Genomic DNA, 22,983 nt, shown 5'->3' with positions numbered 1-22,983 from the left:
TCGTCTGAATCTCTAAGCAGGTATCTGTAGGATTGAATCGTTGAAATCATCTTTTTCAATTCTTGAATGAATAACGCCTTTACTTTGCACAATCTTCCTATTAGAGGCTTATTCATCTCAGAAGCTTGCTATAGAATACCCTTATATCAACTTACAGGCTTTGGTTTATTGAGTCTACCCAACGTTGGGTACTTAGATGTCCTGGTTTTTTCCTGATTTCGTGTTTTCATGGATCGCAAAGTTCCTGCCCCTGTTGCTGAAGAGAGGCTTGCTCAAGCTAGCTTTGAGCAAAACGCTGAGGCTGCCCTAAATCGATTTCATCAGGCTGAACTTTCTCCAGAAGGGAATGCTCTAAATGAATGTTTGGTAGAGTATGCAGACGTGTTTGATCAAGTTAGCCAGCTTGACGTAGGCGCTAAGCTTGCCCTAATTCGCAAGCTCATGGCCCACCTCGAAATTGACCAGGTTCAAGCCATTTTAGAGTTTGGACAGCGAGAAATCGCTGAGCGCCAGCGTCACACTCCATCTACTACAGCCGCGAGTAGCCATACTCGGCTGTTGCTTAAAAAAGACTATAGCTATCAGGATCGGGGTCTAAGCGAACCGACCCAATACTATGTTTATCTCCGGCGGCGGAAACCTAAGTTAGATCGCTATATTGGAACGTTATTCTATTTGCCCCAAGGGTGTGCGCTCTCCTATTTTCCCGATACGGAAGGGCGAATCATTTTCAATCCGCCTCACAACGTGTTTCAGCTCAAAGATGCTAAAGATGCGTCTGTAGTGCAGATTGTGCGCTTAATTTGTCTGGAACCTCCCCCTCCAGACTATACATTTACCAAGCAACAGAATGACATGCCAGACATTTTTTTGCGTCTGGAATATCTCGATCCCACCACGTTTCGACCGATCAGAGAAGAATCTTACCCGTTTCCTTTCTGTATGTATGAAGGGGGGCAACTCGATCGCTACCGATGGGACGTTTCCGTCATTTTGCCGTCCGAGTTACCTGTGCCCAATCAGCATACCGTACCAAAGCGGGGCGAAAAACCACCTCCCAAAGCCCATTCCTCTCAGTCCTCTTCACCGGAAACGTCCATGAACGGATCGTCTCTTCAAAGTAAGACTTCGCTGCCCCCTGTACCCGGCAAACCTGCTGCTAGCAGAACTCCTCGCCGCATAGTTGAGCTGCCTGCCCCCGTCTCTTCTACGTTTTATCTAACCAATCGCTGTGATGCCTCGCCCATTCTAGAGCGAATGCGTCTCTGGGTAGCCTGGAGCGAAAAGGCAATGCCCCAATCGCGGTGGGAAATTGTGCAAACGGGTGCGGTTTACACCCTGATGAATGCGACGTTTAAGCGCGATATTTTGAGTTTTTCGCTGGATCACGCCTCGGTATCCTTAGAAAACTCGTTGCCTGTTTTGATGAAATGGTTCCATGACCTGAGTCTGGCTGTTTCTCAGTCGCAGAGCCAACGCCAATACAGTCCAGCGCAGTTGAAGCTGGCGCACAGCCTCTTTGTCGAGATGAGCCTACCCCAAACAGAGCCTCTAGTGGTACTAAAGAAACTATTTGATGTTTCGTTCTCTAAAACGTCGTTATATAAATAAGCTCCGTAAAACGTACGTGAAGGGTTGGAAATATCCCTCCGGGGCGCATCTGTTTGCTAGGATGGTGGGCGCGGGTATCTGCCGCTTAGAGAAGGCGATCGCCTCTCTGAGCCAGTGTTTGATGGGGTTTGAGCAGTTAATCTATTCTATTTGAGCCAGTCAACACACTGAGTTAAGTAAATTCGATAAAGCACCGCGAAATTCCTGATTGCTCAATCTAGGTCTGTATGAGTAGTGGAGTAGACCTCGCTGTATTACTCCTGTATACACATACCTCTCATTCTCTCATCATCCCTTGAGCAACACTGTCAGGCTTATAGATTCCAACGGACCTTCCATGTCTTTGCAGCCTTCACCCAAGCAAGACTTTTTCCTGTTTCCGGTAACCGATCTCGGTTCGAGTATTGCGAAATCGGTTTTGTTGGCCATGGAACAGGTAGGCATTGGGGTGGCTTACTGGGATTTTGACAATGACATGATCTACTGGTCAAAAGGGTTAGCCGAGCTGTATGGGCTGCTCTTAGGTTGGTTTCATCGCACCTATCAAGACTACCTGGGACGTGTTCACCCCGACGATCGATTTGAGCTAAAAAGCTTGATTGAGCGGGTGAAAACCACGCTAGAAGGAGAGCAGATCGAATACCGGGTCATGGTGGAAGACCAGGAACGGTGGCTTCGGTCTTATTTCAGTCCAGGGATAAAGGATGGGCGGTTAACCCACATTATCGAACTGGTTTTTGATATTTCGGACTTGAAATCGGCTCAGACGGCGTTGGTGAGTGCCGAGACGCGGCGACAAAAGCTGTTAGGCAGTATTTCGGATGTGTTGATTGAAACGACGTTTTCGGGAGAGGTTGTGTTTGCAACCGACTCGATTACGCCGCTATGGGGCTATCTGCCCGACGAGTTACGAGGTGCCAGTTTGCTGTCGATCGTGGAGTTTGAGGACAGCTTTCCGCTCGATTCGTCTGCCCGGATGGAATCTGATTTTCTGCCCGTATCGGTGACGGCCAACGTCTTGCACAAGCATTATGCGTGGACAACCACTCAGTGCAATATTCAAGTTGATGCGGCTCGTCAGACCCTATTTTTTATGTTCAAGCCATCCCGGCAAACGGGCTTGGCATTAGAGGCCAGTCCGCAGATTCGCGGGGCGATCGCATCTGTAACGAATGCGCTGGTGTATCGCTATCCTCTGCCGTCGATTTATGCCAGTGTGTTTGAAACGCTGGCCTCGTTGCTGCAAGCAGACTGTATTCATCTCTATCAATATCATTCAGATCAGCAGTTGTGGCGCAATATTTACGACTATCGGCAAACTCCCGATTTGCCCTGCGCCCTGGGGTTTGAATTCCCTGATCAAGACAACTGTATCTCTCATGTACTGAAACTGCCGCATCCGAAGCGAATAGAGTGTTGGGAGTATTCTGGTATTGACCCTGAACCTGATTTCATGGCGCAGTTTTCCGGTGTGTGGCTGGTGTTACCCATTTTGGTCAATGCCAAGATCTGGGGAGCCATTTTGGTAATTTGCTTTGATGAAGGCAAACAGTGGACAGAACCAGAGTTTAATCAGGCGATCGTGTTTGGCGACTACATTAGCTTGGCGATCGCCACCCAACATCCCTGAGAACGAGCTGAAACCTGTTAAACACGCATCAAACATTGACGCGCCAACCGTTGACATTGCTGAATGGACGGCTAAATCGTTGAGCAAAGATGGCTCGGATCGTCCCCTTCAGTTCTGGCGCGTTGACGGTTCGGGCGTTCGCTAGAAGTGGGATGGAAATGCTCCAGTCTCCCTTTCAGTCTCTAATTGGAACTCTGTAAAAGTCAGGTTCTAGTTTGTTTCGATGTTGAGAGTGGGAGCAGATGTAGGAGCGTTGCTGAACGGACAGATGGCGTTGAGCGGTCGTAGTTCGGATCGCCCTTTAGATCCCCCAAGTCTGGAGGACTTTGCAGGTTCAGAAGTCCCTTAATGTGGAGGGAGTGGCGAATTCGTACCCTGATTCAGCACAGCCTCTCAGAATGGGTTTTTAGGAGCAAATTCATAGTGCGATTCAGCAACGCCTAACTGTAGCGCGATCGCTCTTTCTTGGGTACTCTTGGCTGAAACCCTCCATGCCTGCAACATGCCTGCAAGAAAAAAATATTAAAACCCGTTATAAAAGGTTACAATTGTCCCGTTTCCAACCTGCATTCGTCCTTCCAACTGCACATGGCCTTTAGGAAGAAATAGATCGCAGCCATCTTCCCAATCCATGTGCTCAACAAGCCGACTTGATTGAGAGCTTGGGGGGGTGCGTGTGTGAGCTAAATTAGCAACCCTCTAATTAGCAAAGTATTTCAACCTTAGTTCAATCAACGTGGCACTAAAGGGCAAACTGTAGGATCTCAAATCAGGATCAAACCGAAATTTCGTGCAATTAAACACTGAACTCAATCAATTACCCGTTGCAGTTTCATCCACCCACACCGCCAAGCTTCCGTTTACGCTTCAAGAGTTAAGGGCTGCAATTCCTGCCCATTGTTTTGAACCGTCTGTCTGGAAGTCTCTGTCCTACTTTGTGTTAGATATCTCAATCATCGCTGCACTCTATGCGATCGCCTACACGTTGGATTCCTGGTTCTTTTTTCCAGTGTTTTGGCTGATGCAAGGAACGATGTTTTGGGCATTATTTGTGGTCGGGCATGACTGTGGACACGGTTCCTTTTCGCGCCTCAAATGGCTAAATAGTCTGATTGGGCATCTCTGCCATATTCCTATCCTGGTGCCATATCACGGCTGGCGCATCAGCCATAGAACGCATCATGCCAACACGGGCAGCATTGAAACCGATGAGAGCTGGTATCCGGTGTCTCAGTCTTATTATGAGCAGATGCCCTGGTACGAAAAGCTGTTTCGGTTTTATGTGCCGCTGCTGGCTTACCCGCTCTATCTATTCCGTCGATCGCCCAGTCGAGACGGTGGCTCGCATTTTTTGCCGGGTAGTCCTTTATTTCGTCCGTCAGAGAAATGGGATGTCCTCACCAGTTCTGTGCTGTGGGCAATGATGTTGGTTGGGCTTGGCCTGCTCACCTACCAGTGGGGATGGCTGGTTTTACTAAAGTATTATCTGGCACCCTATCTTGTGTTTGTGATGTGGCTTGATCTGGTGACGTTTTTGCATCACACCGAGCCAGATATTCCCTGGTATCGCGGCGACGACTGGTACTTCCTCAAGGGGGCGCTATCAACGATCGATCGCAACTATGGGTTGATTAATTCCATCCATCATGATATTGGCACTCACGTGGCGCATCATGTTTTTCTGAGTATGCCGCACTATCACTTAAAGACCGCCACAGAGGCGATCAAACCGATCTTAGGCAGCTATTATCGCCACTCGAATGAGCCAATTTGGAAGAGCTTTATGCGTTCTTACTGGGCATGTCAATTTGTTTCCGACCAGGGTTCGGGCGTTTACTATCAGCCAGTGACCAAACCAGTGACCAAATCAGTGACACAGCGGTTTATCAAATCGTTGCTCAGGGTGCGATCGCGCTAATACGGTTGACCGCATAGAGGCCAATTAGGAAGTAGACCTAATTGGCCTGGAGGGTGGATGACCTGACGATACCCTGAGTGGACTCGTCTCAATCCACCATTCCTGACCTGATATTTGAAACGCAGCAAAGCTGCATTCGCCCCTAAATCTCCGCCCTGGGGATTTGGGGGCTTTCGAGCGTTAACCAGCGCTTTTACAGCAGTTCTCAGTCGAGTCAGCCACAGTCTCGCCAAGATGGATGTGGGGTATAGGGTTTGAGGCGTGGTGAATGCAACTGAAAATGGCTGTTAGCGTCCTTTTGCCTTCAATCAACCGCTGAGTTAACTACAACCACCGTCGTAAGATGGTATCTAAATCTTGCATTCGGAGCGGTTTACTGAGGTAATCGTTCATTCCAACCTTCAGACATTTTTCGCGATCGCCCACCATCGCATGAGCCGTTATACCAATGACGATCGTTCGCTGCGGTGGTGTTTCTCGCTGCCGCAACTGTTGTGTGGCCTCGTACCCGTCCAGAACAGGCATTTGGCAATCCATCAACACAATGCTGTAGTCTTGCTTTGCCAGTTGATCGAGAGCCTGCTGACCGTTGCTCACCACATCAACCTGGTAGCCTAACTGTTGGAGCATCATGACAATCAGCGTTTGATTTTCCTCTATATCCTCTGCCAGCAAAATTTGAGTGGTTGATGCAACCGCCGTGTTTGGGTTGAATGCCGCAGCGCTGGACGGTTCTGGTTGTGAAGAGCAAAACGGCTCCAGTACCACAGTGAAGCCAAAGGTGGAACCCTGGTTTAAAGCACTTTCAAGCTCAATCTCTCCTCCCATCAACTGTACAATTTTTCGGCAGATCGTCAGCCCCAGCCCTGTTCCTTCGTACCGTCGCGCGTAGGAAGGATCAACTTGCGTAAAGGGTTTAAATATATGTGCCTGATCTTCTGGGGCAATGCCAATTCCGGTATCCTGAACGCTGAAGTGCAGCTTTACACCGTCGTCTAGAGATTGATCGACTAGTTTAATCTGGATCGTCACGCCTCCGGTTACCGTAAATTTGATGGCGTTTCTAATCAGGTTGGTTAAAATCTGTCGCAGCCGATCAACAGAACCAACCAGACGACGAGGAACATCTGGAGCAATGTTAGCTGTGAGATATAACCCTTTGGCGGCAGCCTGAGGCTGGAATATCCACGTTAAACTTTGCACCATCTCCCGCAGGTCGAATGGGTGGGAGTCCAGCCGGAGTTCTCCGGCTTCCAGTCTCGACAAATCCAGAATGTCGTTGATGATAGCCAGAAGGCTTTCTCCACTCTGGGTAATGCGCTGAAGATAGCCCTGTTGATCAAGATGGGGAGACGAAATTTCTAGCAACTCAGTAAAACCCAGGATAGCGGTCAAAGGAGTGCGAATTTCGTGGCTCATGTTGGCAAGAAACTCGCTTTTGGTGCGGTTAGCAACCTCTGCGGCTTCTTTGCTAGCTCGTAGCGCGTTGGCTTGCTCCTGCAATTCAGCCGTCCGTTGCTCGACCTGTTCTTCTAATGCCTGGTTCAAGGTAGCCAGTTGTTGGCGATCGCGCTCTATGATCATGGACTGCATCACCCGCCGGAGCAACACGCAAATGGCAGCCCCACACAGCAGGCTAACGATTAGAAGGGAGGCTCCCAAATAGCGCAAGCTGAGTAGCCCTTGCTGATAAATTGTTCTCGGTGTATCAATCCGTAAGATTAGGATAGGCGTATTATGAACATCGTATAGTAGCCTATACCCCGCAACCTGGTTCTGGTTCAGCACCTGAACCACATCATCTTCCGGACGCTTGAGTAGATCTGTGCGAGCCGTTTCTATATCGGCTGGGAGTTGAGTATTGTGAAGCGGGTACACAGCGATCGATAGTTCGGTTAAATTCTCCAACCGTGCCATCTCTGTGCCGTTCAAGTAGCGTCCAATAATCAGCGTGCCTCGGCTAGGCCCTTCATCCTGGCTAGTTAAGACTGGGCTGGATGCGACCAGAAGCACCCCAGTTGGCATGAAAAGCAAGCCAGACTGGTTCGATTGGTCTGGTGGAGCTAACTGTTGCAACAGACTCGCATCTAGCCGATTGTCGCGTTCCAGACCTGAAGGGAAAGGCGTAGCTTGAAACGCTTCCCAATCAAAGCTTTTTTTGAACAATACTCGGGCGGATGGATCAACGAGCAGGGCAAGGTCTAAACGAAGATTCTCAAAGGTTGTATCGCTCCAGTTTATTTCGGTATAACTTGAATCACCCTCCTCCATGAAAATATACGTGTCATCCCAGTAGGCATAGTCCTGAGCTTCGGTTTGTAAGGCGTTCAAGTCATAGTCGATCGTATCTTGCACCCGTCGAAGGTCTTGCTTCACCAGTTGGTGTTCAGCTTCAATAACATTGTCTAAAAGGATTTTTGAAGTGACAAAATATAGAACTCCGGTGATGCTGAGAATGCCCGATGTTACAAGCAACGGTATCCGCAGAGTATTCAACCTGATCATGAATCAGTAGCCTGTATTCAATTGGAACATGCTGCAACAGAATGGGTCGCCCAAAATTATAGCTCAGGTTTCATTCGGCAGACGGAATTAGATGTAAAAAAAGATACATTCGCTGATGCGATTGGGATGATTCAGAACAGTGTTGATCGATACACATGCGCTTTATGAAGCGTGTTCGGGAAATCCCGGTTGGTGACGTACGGAGCGATCGCTTCAGGTTTCCGTAATTGAAGCCGCCGTTTTTTGCGTATTATTACGTAACGGTTAATCCCTCTGACGAGAAGAGACAAATACAACAGGACATAAACAAAGAGATAAACACAAAAATGTGATGAGGGTGCGAGTAGCACATCCTCATCTCCACAGAATATGATTCAATCGTTAGTCTGGCGACTCACTTACCTTTAGGTTAGGGTACGTTAAGTCAATGTACGTCAGGCCAATGCGCGTTAGCTTAAGCGATGCATCAAGGTTTTGCGAAGTTACCCAGTGCCTCTTTCAGGGAGTCAATAGCCGATTCGGGTGGGATAATTGAAGGCTTTGGAGCCACTGTGGTTGACGATGTGGAACTGCTGGTTGAAGTTGCTTTTCTGGTTCTAGTATTGGGCTTTGCTTCAGCCGATGGAACCTGGGGCTGCGCCCATTTCATTGCTTGTTCCAGCGCAATGGGTAAGCTAGAGCGCTTGGGAATCGGATCTACTGACAGAGGAAGAGAACCATTCATCGTAGACGATAGCGTTGGCATTCCAGCCGCAGCAGACAACTCATCGGCAGATTTTGATGCCAGTTGTATCCAGCTTTCGTCTGCTTCAAAAAGTTTATTCATGGCTTGTTGCAACAGCTCTTGCGCTGGCAGGCTGTGATACAGCAACGAGCCGTCAAGGGATCTGAGTGTATCAATCACTCCTCTCCAGTCCCCTGCATTTTTGGCGATTTTCGCTTGAGCAAACAAAGCGGCTTCCTGATTCCAGATCGTCCGTAGTTCAATGGCACGGCCATACCGTTCACTGGTTGGCGGAATGGCATTGAGCATAGAGATAGCGGTTGTAGTCTGAGCTTGTTGATAATGGTTGGCAGCTTGTTGCAGCAGTTCCTGTGACCAATCTTCCTGGAGCTGTTGCGCCATGTCGTAGTGCCGACTGTTCTTGGGAATGCCAATGATGTTAGCGATCGCCTCTGCCAAACGATCGTTGCTTGCAGCGGCTTGTGCCTCCTCTAATAATTTGCCATACACGGTTTCCATTTCATCTGGCACCACAGATGCACGCAGGTTGCCCCATAGCGCACCAAGCCGCAGAAATTCTGGAACGTTGTTAATAGTCGGAATCATACTACTGAGCTGGCACTGGCCTTGTGCCAACTGTTGAGGTAGCCAGGACGAAGTAGCCTTGGCACCACTGTTATCACAGTCAGTGACGTTTTGTTCTGGTGTAGAGGGTTGTGCCAAACCAGAAATGACCATTGCAGAGCAAGCGATCGCTCCACCACCTAATACCCGACGGTTCATAACCAGGAAGTCCCAAATGAACAACAGTAGGTTTAATAAGCGAATACTAGACGGTAGCTGCACCCCGATGGGCTGAGTGCTAAACCCATGTATTGTTCAGATCAAGGCGTTGCAATACTGATGGTTGGGTGTTGCAATGACGTAACCTTATCGAGTCGTTAATCTGTAATCTGTCACCAGGAGATGTCGATCGGTTACGGTTCATTGAAATTAAGCCAGGCTAAAATCGTTGGCTGTAAAGTTCGCCAGATTCGTCAACCCAGATTGTCCTTGCTGGTTGTTGAGGTTGGCTAACACGCTGATGTCGCCGCCATTCGCCAGATCCTTGGAGTAAACCAGTCGGCTGATTCCCAGGGTTGTGTTGAAGTAGACAAATACGCCTTCTCTCGCCTGGACGTTGTTGTTGTTGGCAATAGCACGTGCTGCGGCTCCAGCAGCAGCAAAACCATCTGTTAGCACGATGGTATTACCATCAGCCAGTTGGGCAGATTGGCCTTTTTGGAAGACCAGGTCAGATAGTCCCAGGTCTAACTTATCCAAGACGAACTGATCTTCGCCAATCGTGTAATCAGTAATGATGTCGGGTGTGTTCAAGACTTGAATACCCGTTTGTCCTGCGGGTACGGTTGGCCCATTAGCAAAGACATCACCGTTGTAGACAAACTTATCGGCTCCTGCGCCGCCCGTCAGCGTATCGACTCCATCACCACCTACTAGTTGGTCGTTACCATTGCCGCCTACTAGTGTATCAATGCCGATTCCACCATCCAGGAAGTCGTTGCCGTTGCCGCCGTCCAGTTGGTCATCTCCTGCTTCGCCGTACAGAGTATCTCGCTGAGCACCACCTGAAAGTACATCGTTGCCGCCGCCGCCAAATAGAACATCGTTGCCGCCATCGCCATCCAGACGATCGTTCCCTGCACCACCGACCAGGGCATCCCGTCCTTGTCTGCCTCTAGCAACGTTATTTTGCGGAACTCCAACAAAGACATCATTCTTCGCTGTGCCCTGGAATCGCCGCCCCTTCACGAGGTTTAAGTTATTACTGTTGCTGTTGTTGAACAGATCCAGAATTGCGTCTAAGCCTCTGCGTGAGGTGTTACTCATGATAGATTCCTTGTAATTAATGAACTGCAAAGCGGTTGTCAACTCACCTTTACAGAAGGGCTGATTGCAAGTTCAGACCAGCCAAATCGGCTTCTCAATTAAGAAGCAGCATTTCGTTTGAGAATGCCTATTGAGAGTAGTGGTAGTGCTAAAGACCCCACGCTTGCCGTGCTGTGTCTAGGTCTTGCGGTATCCCGTCCGTGCGGGCTAGTTGAACTGGCTTGGAGATTGAATGAACTAAGCGTTGTCTGAATCTAGTAGCACTGCACTTGCTGTTCTAAGTTCAAATGCGGTGTGATTCGTGCACCAGTCTAAGTAAAATTTAAAGATTTCGCCAACCCGGGAATTCCAGATTTTTTTTGAGGCGATCGCACTTTTTTATACATCAAGCTGCCTCACTGCCACATCAATCTTTTATCGCTGTACTCCTTATGGAGGAGCAGCTTCTCTACAAAATGGCTGAAATTGATCGGGTTTATGCGTAAAATTACTGAAGCAAAACATGTTCTATTTTTTACCAAAAGTTGCAATTATGGTCTAACTAGAACCCTTATTAATTTCAGGTTCTAGTTAGGAAAAGGGTCAAGCTTTGATGAACATCGAGGCTTGGCGGTTTTTTGGCTACTAAATCTGCTACGTTATCCGGGTTTGGCGTAGAACCTCTGTATACAGGGAGTGCTGTAGTAATAGGTGCAATCGCGATCGCTATCTCAATAATCTTGCCTCTGCTGTGAGCCAGATCACCAATTAATTGGAACAAAGTTTGCAAATTGGTTCTAGTTATCTGAATTGTGTTCTGGTTGCCTGGTTGTACGGATGAATGTGATATGGTTTGTATTAACTTAATAGTTTGGTGCTCTTCCTCAAGCCGCTCTTTATACACGAGCGTCAACGTGCATAGCAGGACTCAGCATAGCGACGACCCGTGCGATGCGAACTGCGACCTTAACGAATCAGGTGTTGCCACTGCTGCCGTCTTTCCCTAACTGGCTAAGTCATCTATCACCAAGTTATGAACTGCCGCACTGTATCAAACAGGCAAGGCGAATATCTTGGTTGGGCTCTACAGGGTTCGCTGAAGTGAAAGGATGGGTTTAAACAGTGGAGCGACCTCCAAAGTTTACCAGCCATACTCTAAACTTCGGTGCTAACGGCTGAATGGATGCAGTGACACTTCGCCAAGTGACACGTGATACGAGTTATTGCTAAGTGATTGACGACTATTCTCCGGTTCAGGGTTCAGGAACGCCTCCATGAGCAACAGTTTGAAGATTGGAAGTCGCATATTTGATGGCGATCAGATCATTTCTGCGTTAGTTCAATACAAACTCTTAGAAACATTAGTAGGGCAAGTTGTACTAGATGAAGTTGTTGAGCAAGTTCCCTTAACCCAAAACGAGCTATTTCAAGCTCTGGTTGGGCCGACCAATGCTCCAGTACCAGAAGATTTCGACGATTTCTTAAACCAATGGTGCGAGCGCAAGGGGGTGGCTCCAAGTTACCTCAACAGTGTGATGCTGCGAGATTTGCGAGTGGAAAAATTCAAACAACTCTATTTCGCTGACCAGATTGAGTCCGAATTTCTTCGCACCAAGTCAGACTTTGACCAGGTCGAGTATTCGTTGATTCAGCTTACCGATTTAGCATTGGCTCAAGAGCTATATTTCCAAATTCGAGACGATGGAGCCAGCTTTGCCGAACTGGCGGAACAACATTCTTTGGGAAGAGAGCGCCAAATGGGTGGATTGATTGGGCCGGTTCCCATGTCTACGCTTCCAGTTGAAGTTGCTACTCTGTTTAGCAGTGGTGAAGCTGGCAGTGTCTATGGCCCAGTTCCAATTGCCGATCGCTTCTGGCTGGTGCGGTTGGAGCAGATGACATCTGCCCGTCTAACCGAGGCCACTCGCACAAACCTGGTGAATCGACTCTATAACCAGTGGCTTCAAAATCAGATTAAGAAAGTGGTTTCTACCCCCGGCATGATTGCGGTGCAGCCCAACGCATTAGAGCCATCGTCTGTGCCGTCGGCAGGGTAGGGGGCTGCGGTAATCCTGTGTCGATTCAGGAGCGGTAATCGTAACGACACGCATGGTTTCGCCAACTGACGTTGAATCATGGCGCAAGAAGTTGATGGTGGTAATTAAGGACTCGCAGCAATGACGTACGCTGATACCCAAATTAACTCGTATCTTTCAGATTTTTTTGAAGCGTGGCCGTTCAATCATCTCTCTGCCAAACTGCGAGGGCAGGTTGCCTCTAAACTGCAACTGTGTTCATTTCGTCCTGGTCAAGTCATCTATCCTCCCAGGGAATTGCCGTCCGCCGTTCATTGTGTGGTGCAGGGACGAGTTCGCATCCTGGGTTTAACCTCCTATCAAAGCCCTACTCTGGCCGTCAGGGGAAAAGGTACGGTGATTGGCTGGGATAGCTTACTCCGTCGAGTTGCGGTTGGTTCAGTGCGGGCGGCACTCACCGCTTCCGAGCCTTCCGAGCCTTCCGATTCGGATGAGGTTGATCAAGAGGTATTAACTCTGTCGCTGTCGGCTGATGACTTTGAAGCGATCGCCCAACAGCATTTAATGACGGTATTAACCGAACAGGCAAGCTTAGCCGAGCTGTTTGATACGCTTTCCCGCTTTATGGCTGGAATGCAAACTCGGTTTGATAAAGTCAACCTCAAGGATGTCGTTCAATATATAGAACGAGAACAGTTGGCTGTTGTCCAACATTGGTTTCCGGCGGCCAATCCCAAAACGGCAGCCTTTGAGTTGCCCACCGATCGCACGTGGTTGGTCAGCGGTGGCGCACCTCTTGATATTCCCATTGGTGTTCCAGTGGTATTTACCGATCAGCTACCGTCGGTACGTTCATCCCCATTTCCAATTCGGTTGATAGGGATTGATCAACGCTTTTGGATGTCTACCATTCTGGGTAATACGGTTCCGGCGGTTGCTGATGTTGAAACGGCAGAACCCTCTAGCAAACTGCACCTGTTGCCAGAGACCCCCTCCCTCGCCCACGAAAGCCCGTCCTCTGCTTTTGTACCCTCTACATCCTCTGCCATTCAGCCGGTATCCTCTGGCCTACCCAGCGTTGAAACGGCGGCTCCCCGTTCTAAGGATTTTCCAGTGTGGCGATCGCCCGCTCCTACAGCGGTTGAAGATGTGGTGGCCTGCTTCGGCATGATTTGCGAGCGGTTACAGGTACCCTATCGTCCCGATTCGTTGCGCCGCTGGTTAGCAAAACAATCCCTGGACGAATACGATCCGCTGGATCTGTGTAGCCGCATTGCTCAGGCGGTTGGTCTTAATGCCGAAATTGTCCGCTTTACGCCCACTCCGGGCGGCATCAATCGCTTAGCCACTCCAGCCATCGTGCAGTGCCGCGATGTGTTTACCGTTTTACATGATGTCGCTCCTTCCACGGTTGTGCTCGCCTCGCCTCGCACCGGGCTATTACGATTAGCTCCAGCACAGCTAGCGTCTCGCCTTGTCCCCAAACCAACCTCAAAGGCAGATAAAGCGAATCAATCCACCAGTATTTGTCGGGCGATCGTTTTAGAGCGATTGCCCCAAACGCCGATCAAACATTTTGGCTTCAATTGGTTTTTGCCTGTCATCAGCCAGCAGCGCGGCGTGTTGATTCAGGTCTTGGTGGCCTCATTGTTTGTTCAGCTTTTAGGATTAGGCAATCCATTGCTGGTGCAGCAAATCGTTGATAACGTCGTGATCAAGGGCAACATCGGGGCCATGACCATGTTTGGCATCCTGATGATCATGTTTTCGATTTTAGAAGCCGTGCTAACCGTTCTGCGGATGCATTTGTTTGCCAGCACCACCCATCGTGTGGATCTGCGTCTGGGTAGCGAGATTGTGCGTCACATGCTGCACCTGCCGATGGGCTTCTTTGAAAAACGTCCGGTGGGGGAGCTATCGGCGCGGCTTTCCGAGTTAGAAAACATCCGTCAATTTTTAACGGGTACAGCCCTCACTGCTGTGCTAGACGTGATATTTTCGCTGTTTTATATCGCGGTCATGTTCCTGTATAGTCCCCAGCTAACCGCTTGTGTTATGGGGACAGTTCCAGTGGTTATTGCTTCTACCCTATTTGTCGCGGGTATTCAGCGAAAACTGATTCGGACTAAAGCAGAACACAGTTCCAAGGTGCAATCTTATTTAATTGAGGTTTTGGGCGGCATCTTTACAGTTAAAGCGCAGAATATGGAGGCTCTGGTTGAGGCCACCTGGCGAGAGCGATACGTGCAATATCTTTCCAGCGGATTTACAACCGCCACCGTGAACACCATCTTTTCCTCATTTAGCAATTTTCTCAACACAATCAGCAGTTTGTTGGTGCTATGGGTAGGAGCCGGATTGGTGATTCAAGGGGAATTAACCCTGGGGGGCTTAATTGCGTTTCGCATCCTGACCGGATATGTCACAGGGCCGCTGTTGCGTCTGGCACGCCTGTGGCAGAAGGTGCAAGAAACCTCACTCTCGATGGAACTGCTAGCTGATATTGTGGAGTTTCCGTCTGAGGAACCACCCCAGGATGAAGGGCAAGTTCAGCTACCGCTGATAGAGGGGCGCGTTCAGTTTCACGGCATCAACTTTGGCTTTAAACCGGGACAGCTACAGCTATCAAATGTTAGTTTGGATATTCCAGCGGGTTCGTTTGTTGGCATTGTCGGACAAAGCGGCTCTGGAAAGAGTACATTAATGAAGCTGCTGCCGCGTTTGTATTTACCGCACTCTGGCAGTATCTCAATTGATGGATATGATGTAGGCAAGGTAAATCTTGGATCGCTGCGGCGGCAAGTTGGAATTGTGCCCCAGGATGCCGTTTTGTTTGAGGGCACCATCCGTGACAACATTGCGCTGTTTGCCGATCTGCCGGATGAAGAGATCATAGAAGCCGCCAGGGTGGCCGAAGCCCATGATTTTATCATGCAACTTCCCGAAGGCTACAGCACACAGGTGGGAGAGCGTGGAGCATCCCTCTCTGGAGGACAACGACAGCGCATTGCGATCGCCCGTGTGGTTGCCCGAGAGCCGCGTCTGCTGATTTTTGATGAAGCAACGAGTGCGCTAGATTATGAGACAGAACGACGGGTTTGCGAGAACCTGATGCGACGGTTTCAAGACCGTACCTGCTTTTTCATTACCCATCGGTTAACGACGATCGCTCGTGCCGACTGGATTTTGTTTATGCAAACGGGTGTCATTGCTGAACAGGGTAAGCACACTGACCTGATGGCACGCCGCCAACTTTACTACTGCCTATATACCCAACAGTCGCGTCTGTAGCCAGTCCAGTCGTCTGATTTGCCCTGTCCAAGCAGCCCACCTTGCTGCTAGACCTCTGCTATGACATTGATGTTCTGTTGATTGTGATAAGGAGAGATTATGCGCCTACGTCATTGGTTGGTTAATCCACTAGGAGCACTGCGAGGTCACTACCAGACTACAATTGATCAGGTAGAGCATGACCTGACGGCTGGAGCTTTAAGCCTGCCGTCTCCTGCCGTCTGGACAAAGCGACTCACTCAGGTCATTATCATTGGAATGACCGCCGGGGTCGGTTGGTCGATTATGACTCGCGTGGATGTGGTCATTCCAGCCAGAGGTCGGCTCGACCCCATCTCACAATCTCAGGCCATCCAGTCTAGGGTGGGAGGAGTCGTCACAGCCGTACTGGTGCGGGAAGGCGAACAGGTCAAGCAAGGCCAACTGTTGATGCAGCTAGACAAAACTGCTCTGCTAAACCAATTGCAAACGCTGATGCTGCAACAGGAACAGCTTGTCAAAGAAACAGCGGTATTGCGAATGGCTCGACAGGATGCACCGCTCAACTCGCTGTATCAAACGGTGGGAGAGGTGCCTCCGGAACTAATGAACCGGGTTCAAACCCGCCTGTTGCTTGTTGCTCAACTAACAAATGACCCCAGCAGCTTATCGGCTGATCAACGTCAGCGCTACGAGCTATTTGAACAGCAGCTCGCAGATCGGGTGGCTGTCACGTCTTTGCAAGGATCGAGCCTGCAAACTCAAATTGCATCCATGGAAACACAGCTTGATAAAACTGAGTTTCAGATGCAGGTAGAGCAGGAACTGTTATCGCAACTTCAACCGTTGTTAGAACAGGGAGCCATTTCCCGTACTGACTTTCTGCGGCGGGCGGTTGATGTTAATGCCTTGCAAAGCCAGATGAATCAAGACCAATTGCAAAAACGACAATTGCAGCTCACGCAAATGCAGGCACAGGTGACGGGGCGGCAATTGATGACGGAAACCTATCAGGAGTTACAGTCGCAGTTAGCTGCATTGGATGCCGAGTTTGACACCACGATTAAAACCAATCAGAATCAGATGATTCAGGTCAACTCGCAGCTTAATCAAGTTCAAATTGATCTAAAGCAGCAAGACCTACGCGCCCCCGTGGACGGTATTGTGTTTAACATGGGGCCTAAATTGCCAGGGATTGTAGCCCAACCCGGACAATCATTGATGCAGGTGGTTCCCAGTGAGTCGTTGATTGCTCGTGTTCAGGTGGCCAATGCTGACATTGCTAACATTCGGGTGGGTATGCCGGTAGATGTCCGCATTGACGCTTATCCGTTTACCGAGTATGGTTCAGTAGATGGTATCGTCACCAAAGTGGGAAGCGAAGCGTTGGCTGTGAGCGAACAAAATGCAGCACAGACCGTGTTCCCTGTTGAGATTCGCCTAGAGCAACAGTTTTTAGAGCGGGGAGAGGAACGGTTAACCCTTGTTCCTGGTATGAGTTTGGTTGCCAATATTAAGGTGCGCGATCGCTCACCTATTAGCTACGTGGCGGAAGAACTGATTAAGGCCTTTGATGGATTGAAATCCGTTCGCTAACAGCGATTGCAACCGCTGAGTCGATGAGTGTCATTAAATTCGTGCGATTCGTCAATCAGGATGACGCAGGAGCTTTGATGTCGGTACGGCTTGTGCGATCGCGTCACTCATCGACTAAATGCTTGAGGCAATCGGCTTAAGCGATTCACACCAATATGGTCAAGTACTAGGAGATGACAGTGCATAGAATTTTACCGATCTTCATTTCAACGGTTTGTGGCCTTTCCTTTGCTCCCATGATTATTGCCTTGCCGTTGATTGCTCACCAGAATCAGATGGTATCGGCTGATAGTATCGGGGCGACTATTCACGTTGATCCAAACGATATTCCGCTAGCAGGAGAAGCCAGCCAGACGTGGTTTATGTTGGCTCAGAAAGATGGCAGCATGATTGCTCTAGAAAATTGTGACTGCCAGGTGATGGCTTACGACTCCAACAATGAACCGCTCGCTCACCATTTGCCGCTCTCTACCATCTCTGTCCAGGGGCATGAGGCGATCGGTACAACGATTACCTTCCCTACTCCTGGGTCGTACACTGTTGTGTTGTCAGGAGAGTCTAAAGATGGGAGTTTTTCTCCGTTTAGAATCGAGTTTCCCATCATGGCTGTGAATCCCTAACGTTGAGCTTGGGAGCAGAGGTAGATCAATGAAAAGACAGCTAGAGGTAGGCCAGTGCCGATAGCGTAGCAGCGCTTGAACAGACTTTCATCACTACTTCTGCGATCGGGGGCATCACCACGTTAACCCCTTTCAGGAACGATGTGATGTTCATGAATATGAAACGGGCCAAGATCGAGCAGACACTTGCAGCACTTCCCGTAGCACCGGTTCAGTATCAGCGAGAACACATTAAACAAGAGTTGCGGCAGCGAATCCAAGAAACGCTTTGGGCGGCTCAAGATTTATCTCCTGAGGCGTGCTTACAGGAAATCCAGGACAGGCTTTTAGCCATTCAACTGTATTGTAAGACCGTTGGCAAGACGTTCATTATGATTGAGGAGGAAATCACCTGCAATCAATTTGAACTGGGAGGGCGTTCCGAACATGGAGCCACTCTGTTTCGCGGTCCCAGTGAAGATGCGTCTGTTGCTATTTGTGTGACCCATCGAGGCTCTTTGCTGCACCGCAACGACAGCTCCTGGAAAATTTACAAGAGTGCAGGCGATATCAATCCTCCGGGCGCAATCGAGTGCTTGACCAATCATTTAATCAGTCGCTTAGCCTAATGCCTGAATAGGGCATTGCTTGCCGGTACAAATTTGCCCCCCAACCCCCAATTCTGAGGAAACTTCAAGGTTCGGAAGTTCCTCAGAATTGGAGTCTCGACTATCCGAAACATAGCGTCTTCAAAGAGCCTTACTTCCAGGCAACACCGCATTGGTGGCTGGTATGGATGGCTGGGGTGAGTGGATGTAATGATCATTGATCATTGATTATGGAGCGTCCTTACCTCAGAATACATCATTCCTGCCCACCACGACTCCCGACAGGGGTTGTCGCCAAAGGTCAACGCCTGCTCGCAGGTGGCTCGCCCTATCAGAACGGTGTTTTAGCAGAGTATAGCCGTAGTCCTGGTCTGCAAAGAGCCAGTTGATGCCGCCGGACGATGTAGCACTGTACCGTCCTGGCTCGATGCAATGAATAGGATTGGCTTCCGCAGGGTTGCTCGCCGCTGGGCATGGCTGCATGGGTCAGCTTGATATCATACTTTTGAGTCGTTGCGATCGCCTGCACAAAAAATAGGGGTTTGGCAGTGCCAAGCCCCAGGTTCAGGTTTCAGTTTTAGAGTTTAGGATTCGAGCTTTATCACAGAGTGAGGTTATCGGCATAAACCAGACGGGTGGCCGATCGCTGCTCAAACAGCATGTATTCTTCCATCACGCTCCAGAAGAAGGCACGTAAGGTCTTACGCCGCATCTCTGGGGGAATCGCGTAGTAAAATGAGGAGTCACAGGGTTTTAGCTTGGCTAAATGATTCTCACAACCGCAGCCATGCTCAATGAAATAACCGTAATGGCTGGATACGCTGTCAATCAACCGCCGCAGCATTGAAACATAGCCACCATGTAAAATCGCATCAAATCGTCGCGCAATTCCCAGGTCTTGCTCGCTAAAGCGGAATGAGCGAACTTCAAACAAGTCTGACCGTTGCAGCGGATGTAAAAACGTCCAATAAAATGTAGCGGGTACGTCGTATCCCAGCTCGTCAAACAAATCGCTAACGATATTTACCAACGAGAGCCGCTCGTCTTGCTGAAAGTCGCTCGACGCGACCTGCTGGCGAATATGCTGGAGGTCAGGATAATTCTCTGGTAAAAATGCTTCGCCATAATGGGATACAGCTTCCCACGCCAGTTTGCCATTCCCTTCACAGTAGGCGGCTTTGAGGTGATCGGTATCAGAACGCTCCAAAAACAAAACGTGTCCATACTGATTCTTTGCCAGAAACACCTGTGCCATTGCAGTATAGACGCGAGCCTCGGTCATCCATGCTCCATCTGCAATCTCTTGCCAGCTTTCTGGCATGTGTTCTAGTGGAATGGCCGGTTCACCATTGATCGTCGTTAAAACAGAGCTAGATGTGAACGTTGTTGATGGCATACGAGAATTCTCCTTGTCGTAGATAATACCCTTCAGGTCATGGGTTCAGCCAGTGCAAACTCGCTGTCTGGATGAATTCAGTTAGCTTACGCGACTTTTATTTGAGTTGAGTCGGTTGTAAGCCTTTTTTCCAATTCCCGTTGAAGGGTGTTTAGGGCATGGGTTACCGACGGATATTTAAAGTACCATTCCCAACATAGACAGCGACCGGACGGGCTGTTGCTGGATAGGCGGCAATGCCGTATTCATGGGTTGACCCAGACGGTGTTGGTTTCGCATTAAATGCGACCGTCAAAACGGTTCCTGGTGCGATCGATGGATCGAACTCGATCCAAAAGGTACCCGTTTCATCAATCCAGGTAGACTCAATTGCTACAGCCTGTCCGTTCGCCCCTGGTGTGCCTAGAAATGCCTCGGTACTTGCCAGGTCAAACGGAATGGACACTGCCCCTGGATCTTGAGATCTTTCTGTAAAAGACAATTGAGCAAACCCCGTTGCCGCACGAGTGGGGAGGGTCATTGTCAAGTAATAAGTGTTGTTGTTGGTGGGGGAGCGATCGCTCGTCACCGTAGAACTGGCAAGGGTTTGAGAGGAGGCAACACTCTGGGAGCTATTGTTGCGGTCAGCGGCGATCGTCCAGGAACTCAAAAGAAGACTGGTGGTGGCGATCGTCAGAATGGCGCTAATTTTCATGGCTCAACTCCAATAGGGTGCAAATTCACATCGGAAACATGTGCCTTTCAGAACATTGGTCAGATTAGACAGTGACCTCTGATCGGAGTGTATGGGAGTGTTGATGGTAGAAAAAAGCCTGTTGAGGTGTAATCGCGGTTCTCACTACTCCCCAACAGGCTATCCGTTTCAGTCAATTAACGAACAAGAAATTGGGAACAGGTCTAGTTACCTAAACTTGACCACGTTCTGGTTAAAGTTGATGCGGTTTTCTCCGGTTGGGAAACCACCTTTACCGTCCTTATCACCATCAATGTTGGTGTGGATATTCAGGTAGATGTTGCCAGCCAGGAAGGCGGCTTGCTCTTCAGGCGAGAGTTCAAATTCACCCCTTAATGTACCGGATTTGAAGTCGGCGTTAACTTCGGTTTCGACAAACCGAACAACGGTAGCATCGGCAAAGTTGCCACGCTTGTCTCCAGATGGACTAAAGTGCAGGTGCGCTCCTGTAATGGGGTTGCCCTCTACATCTTCTGGAACGCTGATAAAGCCCTGGGTGAACTTATCAGGATCGGCTCCATTAAGAATGGTAGCGGTTGGATCAATCTTTTCATCGACACCGTCCTGGCTAAAGAGCGGTAGTCCATCAAAATCTTTCCAGGTACCATTGATTTTCAGCACACCATCTTTCAGCGTGGCATCTACTTTGGTGCTTCCAGGGCTGTCTGTGGGGAAGGGGAACTCGTCGATCCCTTTGGCTTGTTTGATTTTGAAGCCATCATTACCCACATAGAGGAAGTCGTCCCCGCTGCCACCCACCAACTTGTCGCGATTCCGCGTTCCGTTGAGTTGACCGCTGCCCTCCTGGGTGTTGAATTTCGTTTTGTCCAGGGTGCCCAATGCACCAGCATCAATGGTTCTAAAATTGCCTGTGCTTAGAGCTGACGCATCAACAAATGACAAAGATGCCAGGATATGATTGGTCGATTTGTCAATAATCAGCGTGCTGGTGATTGAATCGAGCGGCTGATCCAGTGCTCCTTTTCCAGGGTTTTTCCCTTGAGCAATAACGATATTATTGATATCGACATCGCTGGAGAACCCTAACCGATCGCGGCTAGGATCAAAGTCAAAGATCCGGTTGGTCGTTTCCTTACCCAGGATCACCACGTCTTTGCCGGTACCGGTTGTGATTGTGTTAAAACCACCCCCAGTGCCGAGGATAATATCCGAATCGCCCGATCCAATCACGGTGTTACGACCGCCGCCTGGATCAAGGAGGTCACCTTTTCTGCCGATGTCTTCTTTGAGCGATCGCTCTACCCTAACTTGCTTGGGATCAAGTCCCCGAGTTGGGCCAACGGCAGCTAGATCAATATGGAAGTCAAAGTTGCCTGCCCCTTCAGGTTTGGCGTGGTTATGGTCATCATTGGAGGAATCTGTCTCAGATGTGCCTTCAAGGGAAGCATTACGGCCTTCAGTCTTGTTGCATTGACACATCGACGTGCCAGCAAATTGACAGGTACCCATCTTGGGCGGTTCTGACTTTTCTTTGCTTTGCTCAAGGTCTGAAGTGGCCTGGTCGAGTGCGCTGACGAAATCAGTTTCTTGCACTAAGGAGCCTTTGGAAGCACCTATGGAACTGTCAACATCAGAAGTGCTACCTCCAATATTTCCTATCTGAGTAAGATTCTGCTTATCATCCGCAGATTGATTGTCAAACCCTTCCATGATGACTCCTTGAAATCTAGGAATAGTACAGCAATTGATGACGATTACCGTAGGAAAATAGACCTCAAAGCGATCGCTGTCGTTAGAGGCAATAAAGCGATATCAATGAAATCAGTTGGTCACTGACACACTGGCGGCACCAAGCAGCAAGCGCACACTGATTAAGGTTATGCGTTCTTGCTGTTGCTAAGTGGGTAAATGCAGCAAAATAGTGGCCAGATGTTCAATGCCATTGACCAGGATAGTGGTAAAAACGGTAAATGCAAAGATAAGCTTGGTAGTTAGCGCCAATGCCTCTGACAACAGGGAATAGATGTAGGCATAGAGGCTCTGAGTCTGTTTTAAGCAGTAATCGTCTTCGCTTGCTCTGAAGTATAGCAAATTCCGAGAAATAGCAACAACATTTAGCGCCTTTTTCCAAAAAATAGTGTCTTCTAACTGGAACTAAATGTCTGAAATCAGTTCTACTGAGTTCTAGTTAGAGTTCCATGACGGCAGCGACAGTGGCGACGCTTTTACATATATACAGTCATTCTCATTTGCATTCACCACACACCAAACCCTACACCCACCCCCATCCTGGCGAGACAGTGGCTTACTCGATTGAGAACTGCTGTAAGATCTGATCGGCTAACAAAACCCCTGAAATGCTGACTCCTCCACGCGTTGCCTTCGTTCTACGGTGCTGGCACGGACATGGATTGAGCGTAGTCGAAAAATTCCCCTTTTCTAGGGAACGTTGAAACAGAACTGGCTCGGCCTCAAGTTTGGGGAGGTTGGGGCGAATGCAGCCCATTTATTTCTCTCAAATATCCTC

General features: G+C 49.2%; 17 protein-coding genes. 9 read left to right on the top strand and 8 right to left on the bottom strand.

Translation table 11 applies throughout. From position 1 onward, the window contains the following. Positions 1 to 228: 228 nt before the first annotated feature. The 4 genes from IQ268_RS16005 (at position 229) to IQ268_RS15985 (ending at position 5,159) form a co-directional block, all read left to right on the top strand. A complete protein-coding gene (locus IQ268_RS16005) occupies positions 229 to 1,611 on the top strand; it encodes a hypothetical protein (protein WP_193880920.1) in 1,383 nt (460 codons plus the stop codon). Positions 1,612 to 1,948: 337 nt separating this feature from the next. After that, positions 1,949 to 3,241 carry a PAS domain-containing protein gene (locus tag IQ268_RS15995; protein ID WP_193880915.1) on the top strand — a complete coding sequence of 431 codons (1,293 nt, stop codon included), beginning with the start codon at positions 1,949 to 1,951 and terminating at the stop codon, positions 3,239 to 3,241. After that, the gene (locus IQ268_RS15990; protein WP_193880912.1) at positions 3,198 to 3,386 is read left to right on the top strand and encodes a hypothetical protein; all 189 of its coding nucleotides are present in this window, start codon (positions 3,198 to 3,200) and stop codon (positions 3,384 to 3,386) included. The genes IQ268_RS15995 and IQ268_RS15990 overlap by 44 nt, the downstream gene beginning before the upstream one ends. Positions 3,387 to 4,031: 645 nt before the next feature. Next, a complete protein-coding gene (locus IQ268_RS15985; RefSeq protein WP_193880909.1) occupies positions 4,032 to 5,159 on the top strand; it encodes a DUF3474 domain-containing protein in 1,128 nt (375 codons plus the stop codon). A 324-nt stretch (positions 5,160 to 5,483) separates the two neighbouring features. Here IQ268_RS15985 and IQ268_RS15980 read toward each other — a convergent pair whose 3' ends face one another. The 3 genes from IQ268_RS15980 to IQ268_RS15970 all read right to left on the bottom strand — a co-directional run bounded on the left by IQ268_RS15980 (position 5,484) and on the right by IQ268_RS15970 (position 10,278). Then, on the bottom strand, positions 5,484 to 7,664 hold the full coding sequence (locus IQ268_RS15980) for a CHASE4 domain-containing protein (RefSeq protein WP_193880906.1): 2,181 nt from the start codon (positions 7,662 to 7,664) through the stop codon (positions 5,484 to 5,486). Positions 7,665 to 8,130: 466 nt separating this feature from the next. Then, a complete protein-coding gene (locus IQ268_RS15975; RefSeq protein WP_193880903.1) occupies positions 8,131 to 9,234 on the bottom strand; it encodes a hypothetical protein in 1,104 nt (367 codons plus the stop codon). Positions 9,235 to 9,381: 147 nt separating this feature from the next. Further along, positions 9,382 to 10,278 (bottom strand): calcium-binding protein, encoded by an 897-nt coding sequence (locus IQ268_RS15970; protein ID WP_193880900.1) that lies wholly within the window; start codon positions 10,276 to 10,278, stop codon positions 9,382 to 9,384. Positions 10,279 to 11,531: 1,253 nt separating this feature from the next. On the opposite strand from IQ268_RS15970, the gene IQ268_RS15965 reads away from it, so the two are divergent. From IQ268_RS15965 to IQ268_RS15945, 5 genes are all read left to right on the top strand, one after another. Continuing rightward, positions 11,532 to 12,314, top strand: a complete 783-nt coding sequence (locus tag IQ268_RS15965) for a peptidylprolyl isomerase (protein WP_193880897.1) — start codon at positions 11,532 to 11,534, stop codon at positions 12,312 to 12,314. A gap of 120 nt (positions 12,315 to 12,434) precedes the next feature. Next, positions 12,435 to 15,584: a peptidase domain-containing ABC transporter gene (locus tag IQ268_RS15960; RefSeq protein ID WP_193880894.1), complete on the top strand. Its 3,150-nt coding sequence runs from the start codon at positions 12,435 to 12,437 to the stop codon at positions 15,582 to 15,584. Between the two features lie 99 nt (positions 15,585 to 15,683). Then, on the top strand, positions 15,684 to 17,159 hold the full coding sequence (locus tag IQ268_RS15955) for an HlyD family type I secretion periplasmic adaptor subunit (protein ID WP_193880891.1): 1,476 nt from the start codon (positions 15,684 to 15,686) through the stop codon (positions 17,157 to 17,159). A gap of 179 nt (positions 17,160 to 17,338) precedes the next feature. Then, positions 17,339 to 17,779, top strand: coding sequence for a hypothetical protein (locus tag IQ268_RS15950; RefSeq protein WP_193880888.1), 441 nt, complete (start codon positions 17,339 to 17,341; stop codon positions 17,777 to 17,779). Positions 17,780 to 17,931: 152 nt separating this feature from the next. After that, positions 17,932 to 18,387, top strand: coding sequence for a hypothetical protein (locus tag IQ268_RS15945; protein WP_228035422.1), 456 nt, complete (start codon positions 17,932 to 17,934; stop codon positions 18,385 to 18,387). A 225-nt stretch (positions 18,388 to 18,612) separates the two neighbouring features. On the opposite strand, the gene IQ268_RS15940 is transcribed toward IQ268_RS15945, so the two are convergent. The 5 genes from IQ268_RS15940 to IQ268_RS15920 form a co-directional block, all read right to left on the bottom strand. Next, positions 18,613 to 18,849, bottom strand: a complete 237-nt coding sequence (locus IQ268_RS15940) for a hypothetical protein (RefSeq protein WP_193880885.1) — start codon at positions 18,847 to 18,849, stop codon at positions 18,613 to 18,615. 118 nt (positions 18,850 to 18,967) lie between these two features. After that, on the bottom strand, positions 18,968 to 19,762 hold the full coding sequence (locus IQ268_RS15935) for a hypothetical protein (RefSeq protein ID WP_193880882.1): 795 nt from the start codon (positions 19,760 to 19,762) through the stop codon (positions 18,968 to 18,970). A 163-nt stretch (positions 19,763 to 19,925) separates the two neighbouring features. After that, positions 19,926 to 20,456: a DUF2808 domain-containing protein gene (locus IQ268_RS15930; protein ID WP_193880879.1), complete on the bottom strand. Its 531-nt coding sequence runs from the start codon at positions 20,454 to 20,456 to the stop codon at positions 19,926 to 19,928. A 207-nt stretch (positions 20,457 to 20,663) separates the two neighbouring features. Continuing rightward, positions 20,664 to 22,166, bottom strand: coding sequence for a CHRD domain-containing protein (locus IQ268_RS15925; protein WP_228035421.1), 1,503 nt, complete (start codon positions 22,164 to 22,166; stop codon positions 20,664 to 20,666). 186 nt (positions 22,167 to 22,352) lie between these two features. Continuing rightward, positions 22,353 to 22,547: a hypothetical protein gene (locus IQ268_RS15920; RefSeq protein ID WP_193880876.1), complete on the bottom strand. Its 195-nt coding sequence runs from the start codon at positions 22,545 to 22,547 to the stop codon at positions 22,353 to 22,355. Positions 22,548 to 22,983: the final 436 nt, after the last annotated feature.

This window comes from Oculatella sp. LEGE 06141 (assembly GCF_015207605.1).
In the GTDB taxonomy this organism is placed as follows: domain Bacteria; phylum Cyanobacteriota; class Cyanobacteriia; order Elainellales; family Elainellaceae; genus Oculatella.
The sequence above is the reverse complement of the archived record's forward strand: the minus strand, read 5'-3'. Positions and strand labels throughout refer to the sequence as shown.

Bases quoted from the DNA above. Each gene is read 5' to 3' on its own strand.
- IQ268_RS15925 (WP_228035421.1), bottom strand. From the start codon at position 22,166: ATGGAAGGGTTTGACAATCAATCTGCGGATGATAAGCAGAATCTTACT.
- IQ268_RS15980 (WP_193880906.1), bottom strand. From the start codon at position 7,664: ATGATCAGGTTGAATACTCTGCGGATACCGTTGCTTGTAACATCGGGC.
- IQ268_RS15965 (WP_193880897.1), top strand. From the start codon at position 11,532: ATGAGCAACAGTTTGAAGATTGGAAGTCGCATATTTGATGGCGATCAG.
- IQ268_RS15935 (WP_193880882.1), bottom strand. From the start codon at position 19,762: ATGCCATCAACAACGTTCACATCTAGCTCTGTTTTAACGACGATCAAT.
- IQ268_RS15940 (WP_193880885.1), bottom strand. From the start codon at position 18,849: ATGCAGCCATGCCCAGCGGCGAGCAACCCTGCGGAAGCCAATCCTATT.
- IQ268_RS15930 (WP_193880879.1), bottom strand. From the start codon at position 20,456: ATGAAAATTAGCGCCATTCTGACGATCGCCACCACCAGTCTTCTTTTG.
- IQ268_RS15995 (WP_193880915.1), top strand. From the start codon at position 1,949: ATGTCTTTGCAGCCTTCACCCAAGCAAGACTTTTTCCTGTTTCCGGTA.
- IQ268_RS15955 (WP_193880891.1), top strand. From the start codon at position 15,684: ATGCGCCTACGTCATTGGTTGGTTAATCCACTAGGAGCACTGCGAGGT.
- IQ268_RS15970 (WP_193880900.1), bottom strand. From the start codon at position 10,278: ATGAGTAACACCTCACGCAGAGGCTTAGACGCAATTCTGGATCTGTTC.
- IQ268_RS15960 (WP_193880894.1), top strand. From the start codon at position 12,435: ATGACGTACGCTGATACCCAAATTAACTCGTATCTTTCAGATTTTTTT.
- IQ268_RS16005 (WP_193880920.1), top strand. From the start codon at position 229: ATGGATCGCAAAGTTCCTGCCCCTGTTGCTGAAGAGAGGCTTGCTCAA.
- IQ268_RS15945 (WP_228035422.1), top strand. From the start codon at position 17,932: ATGAATATGAAACGGGCCAAGATCGAGCAGACACTTGCAGCACTTCCC.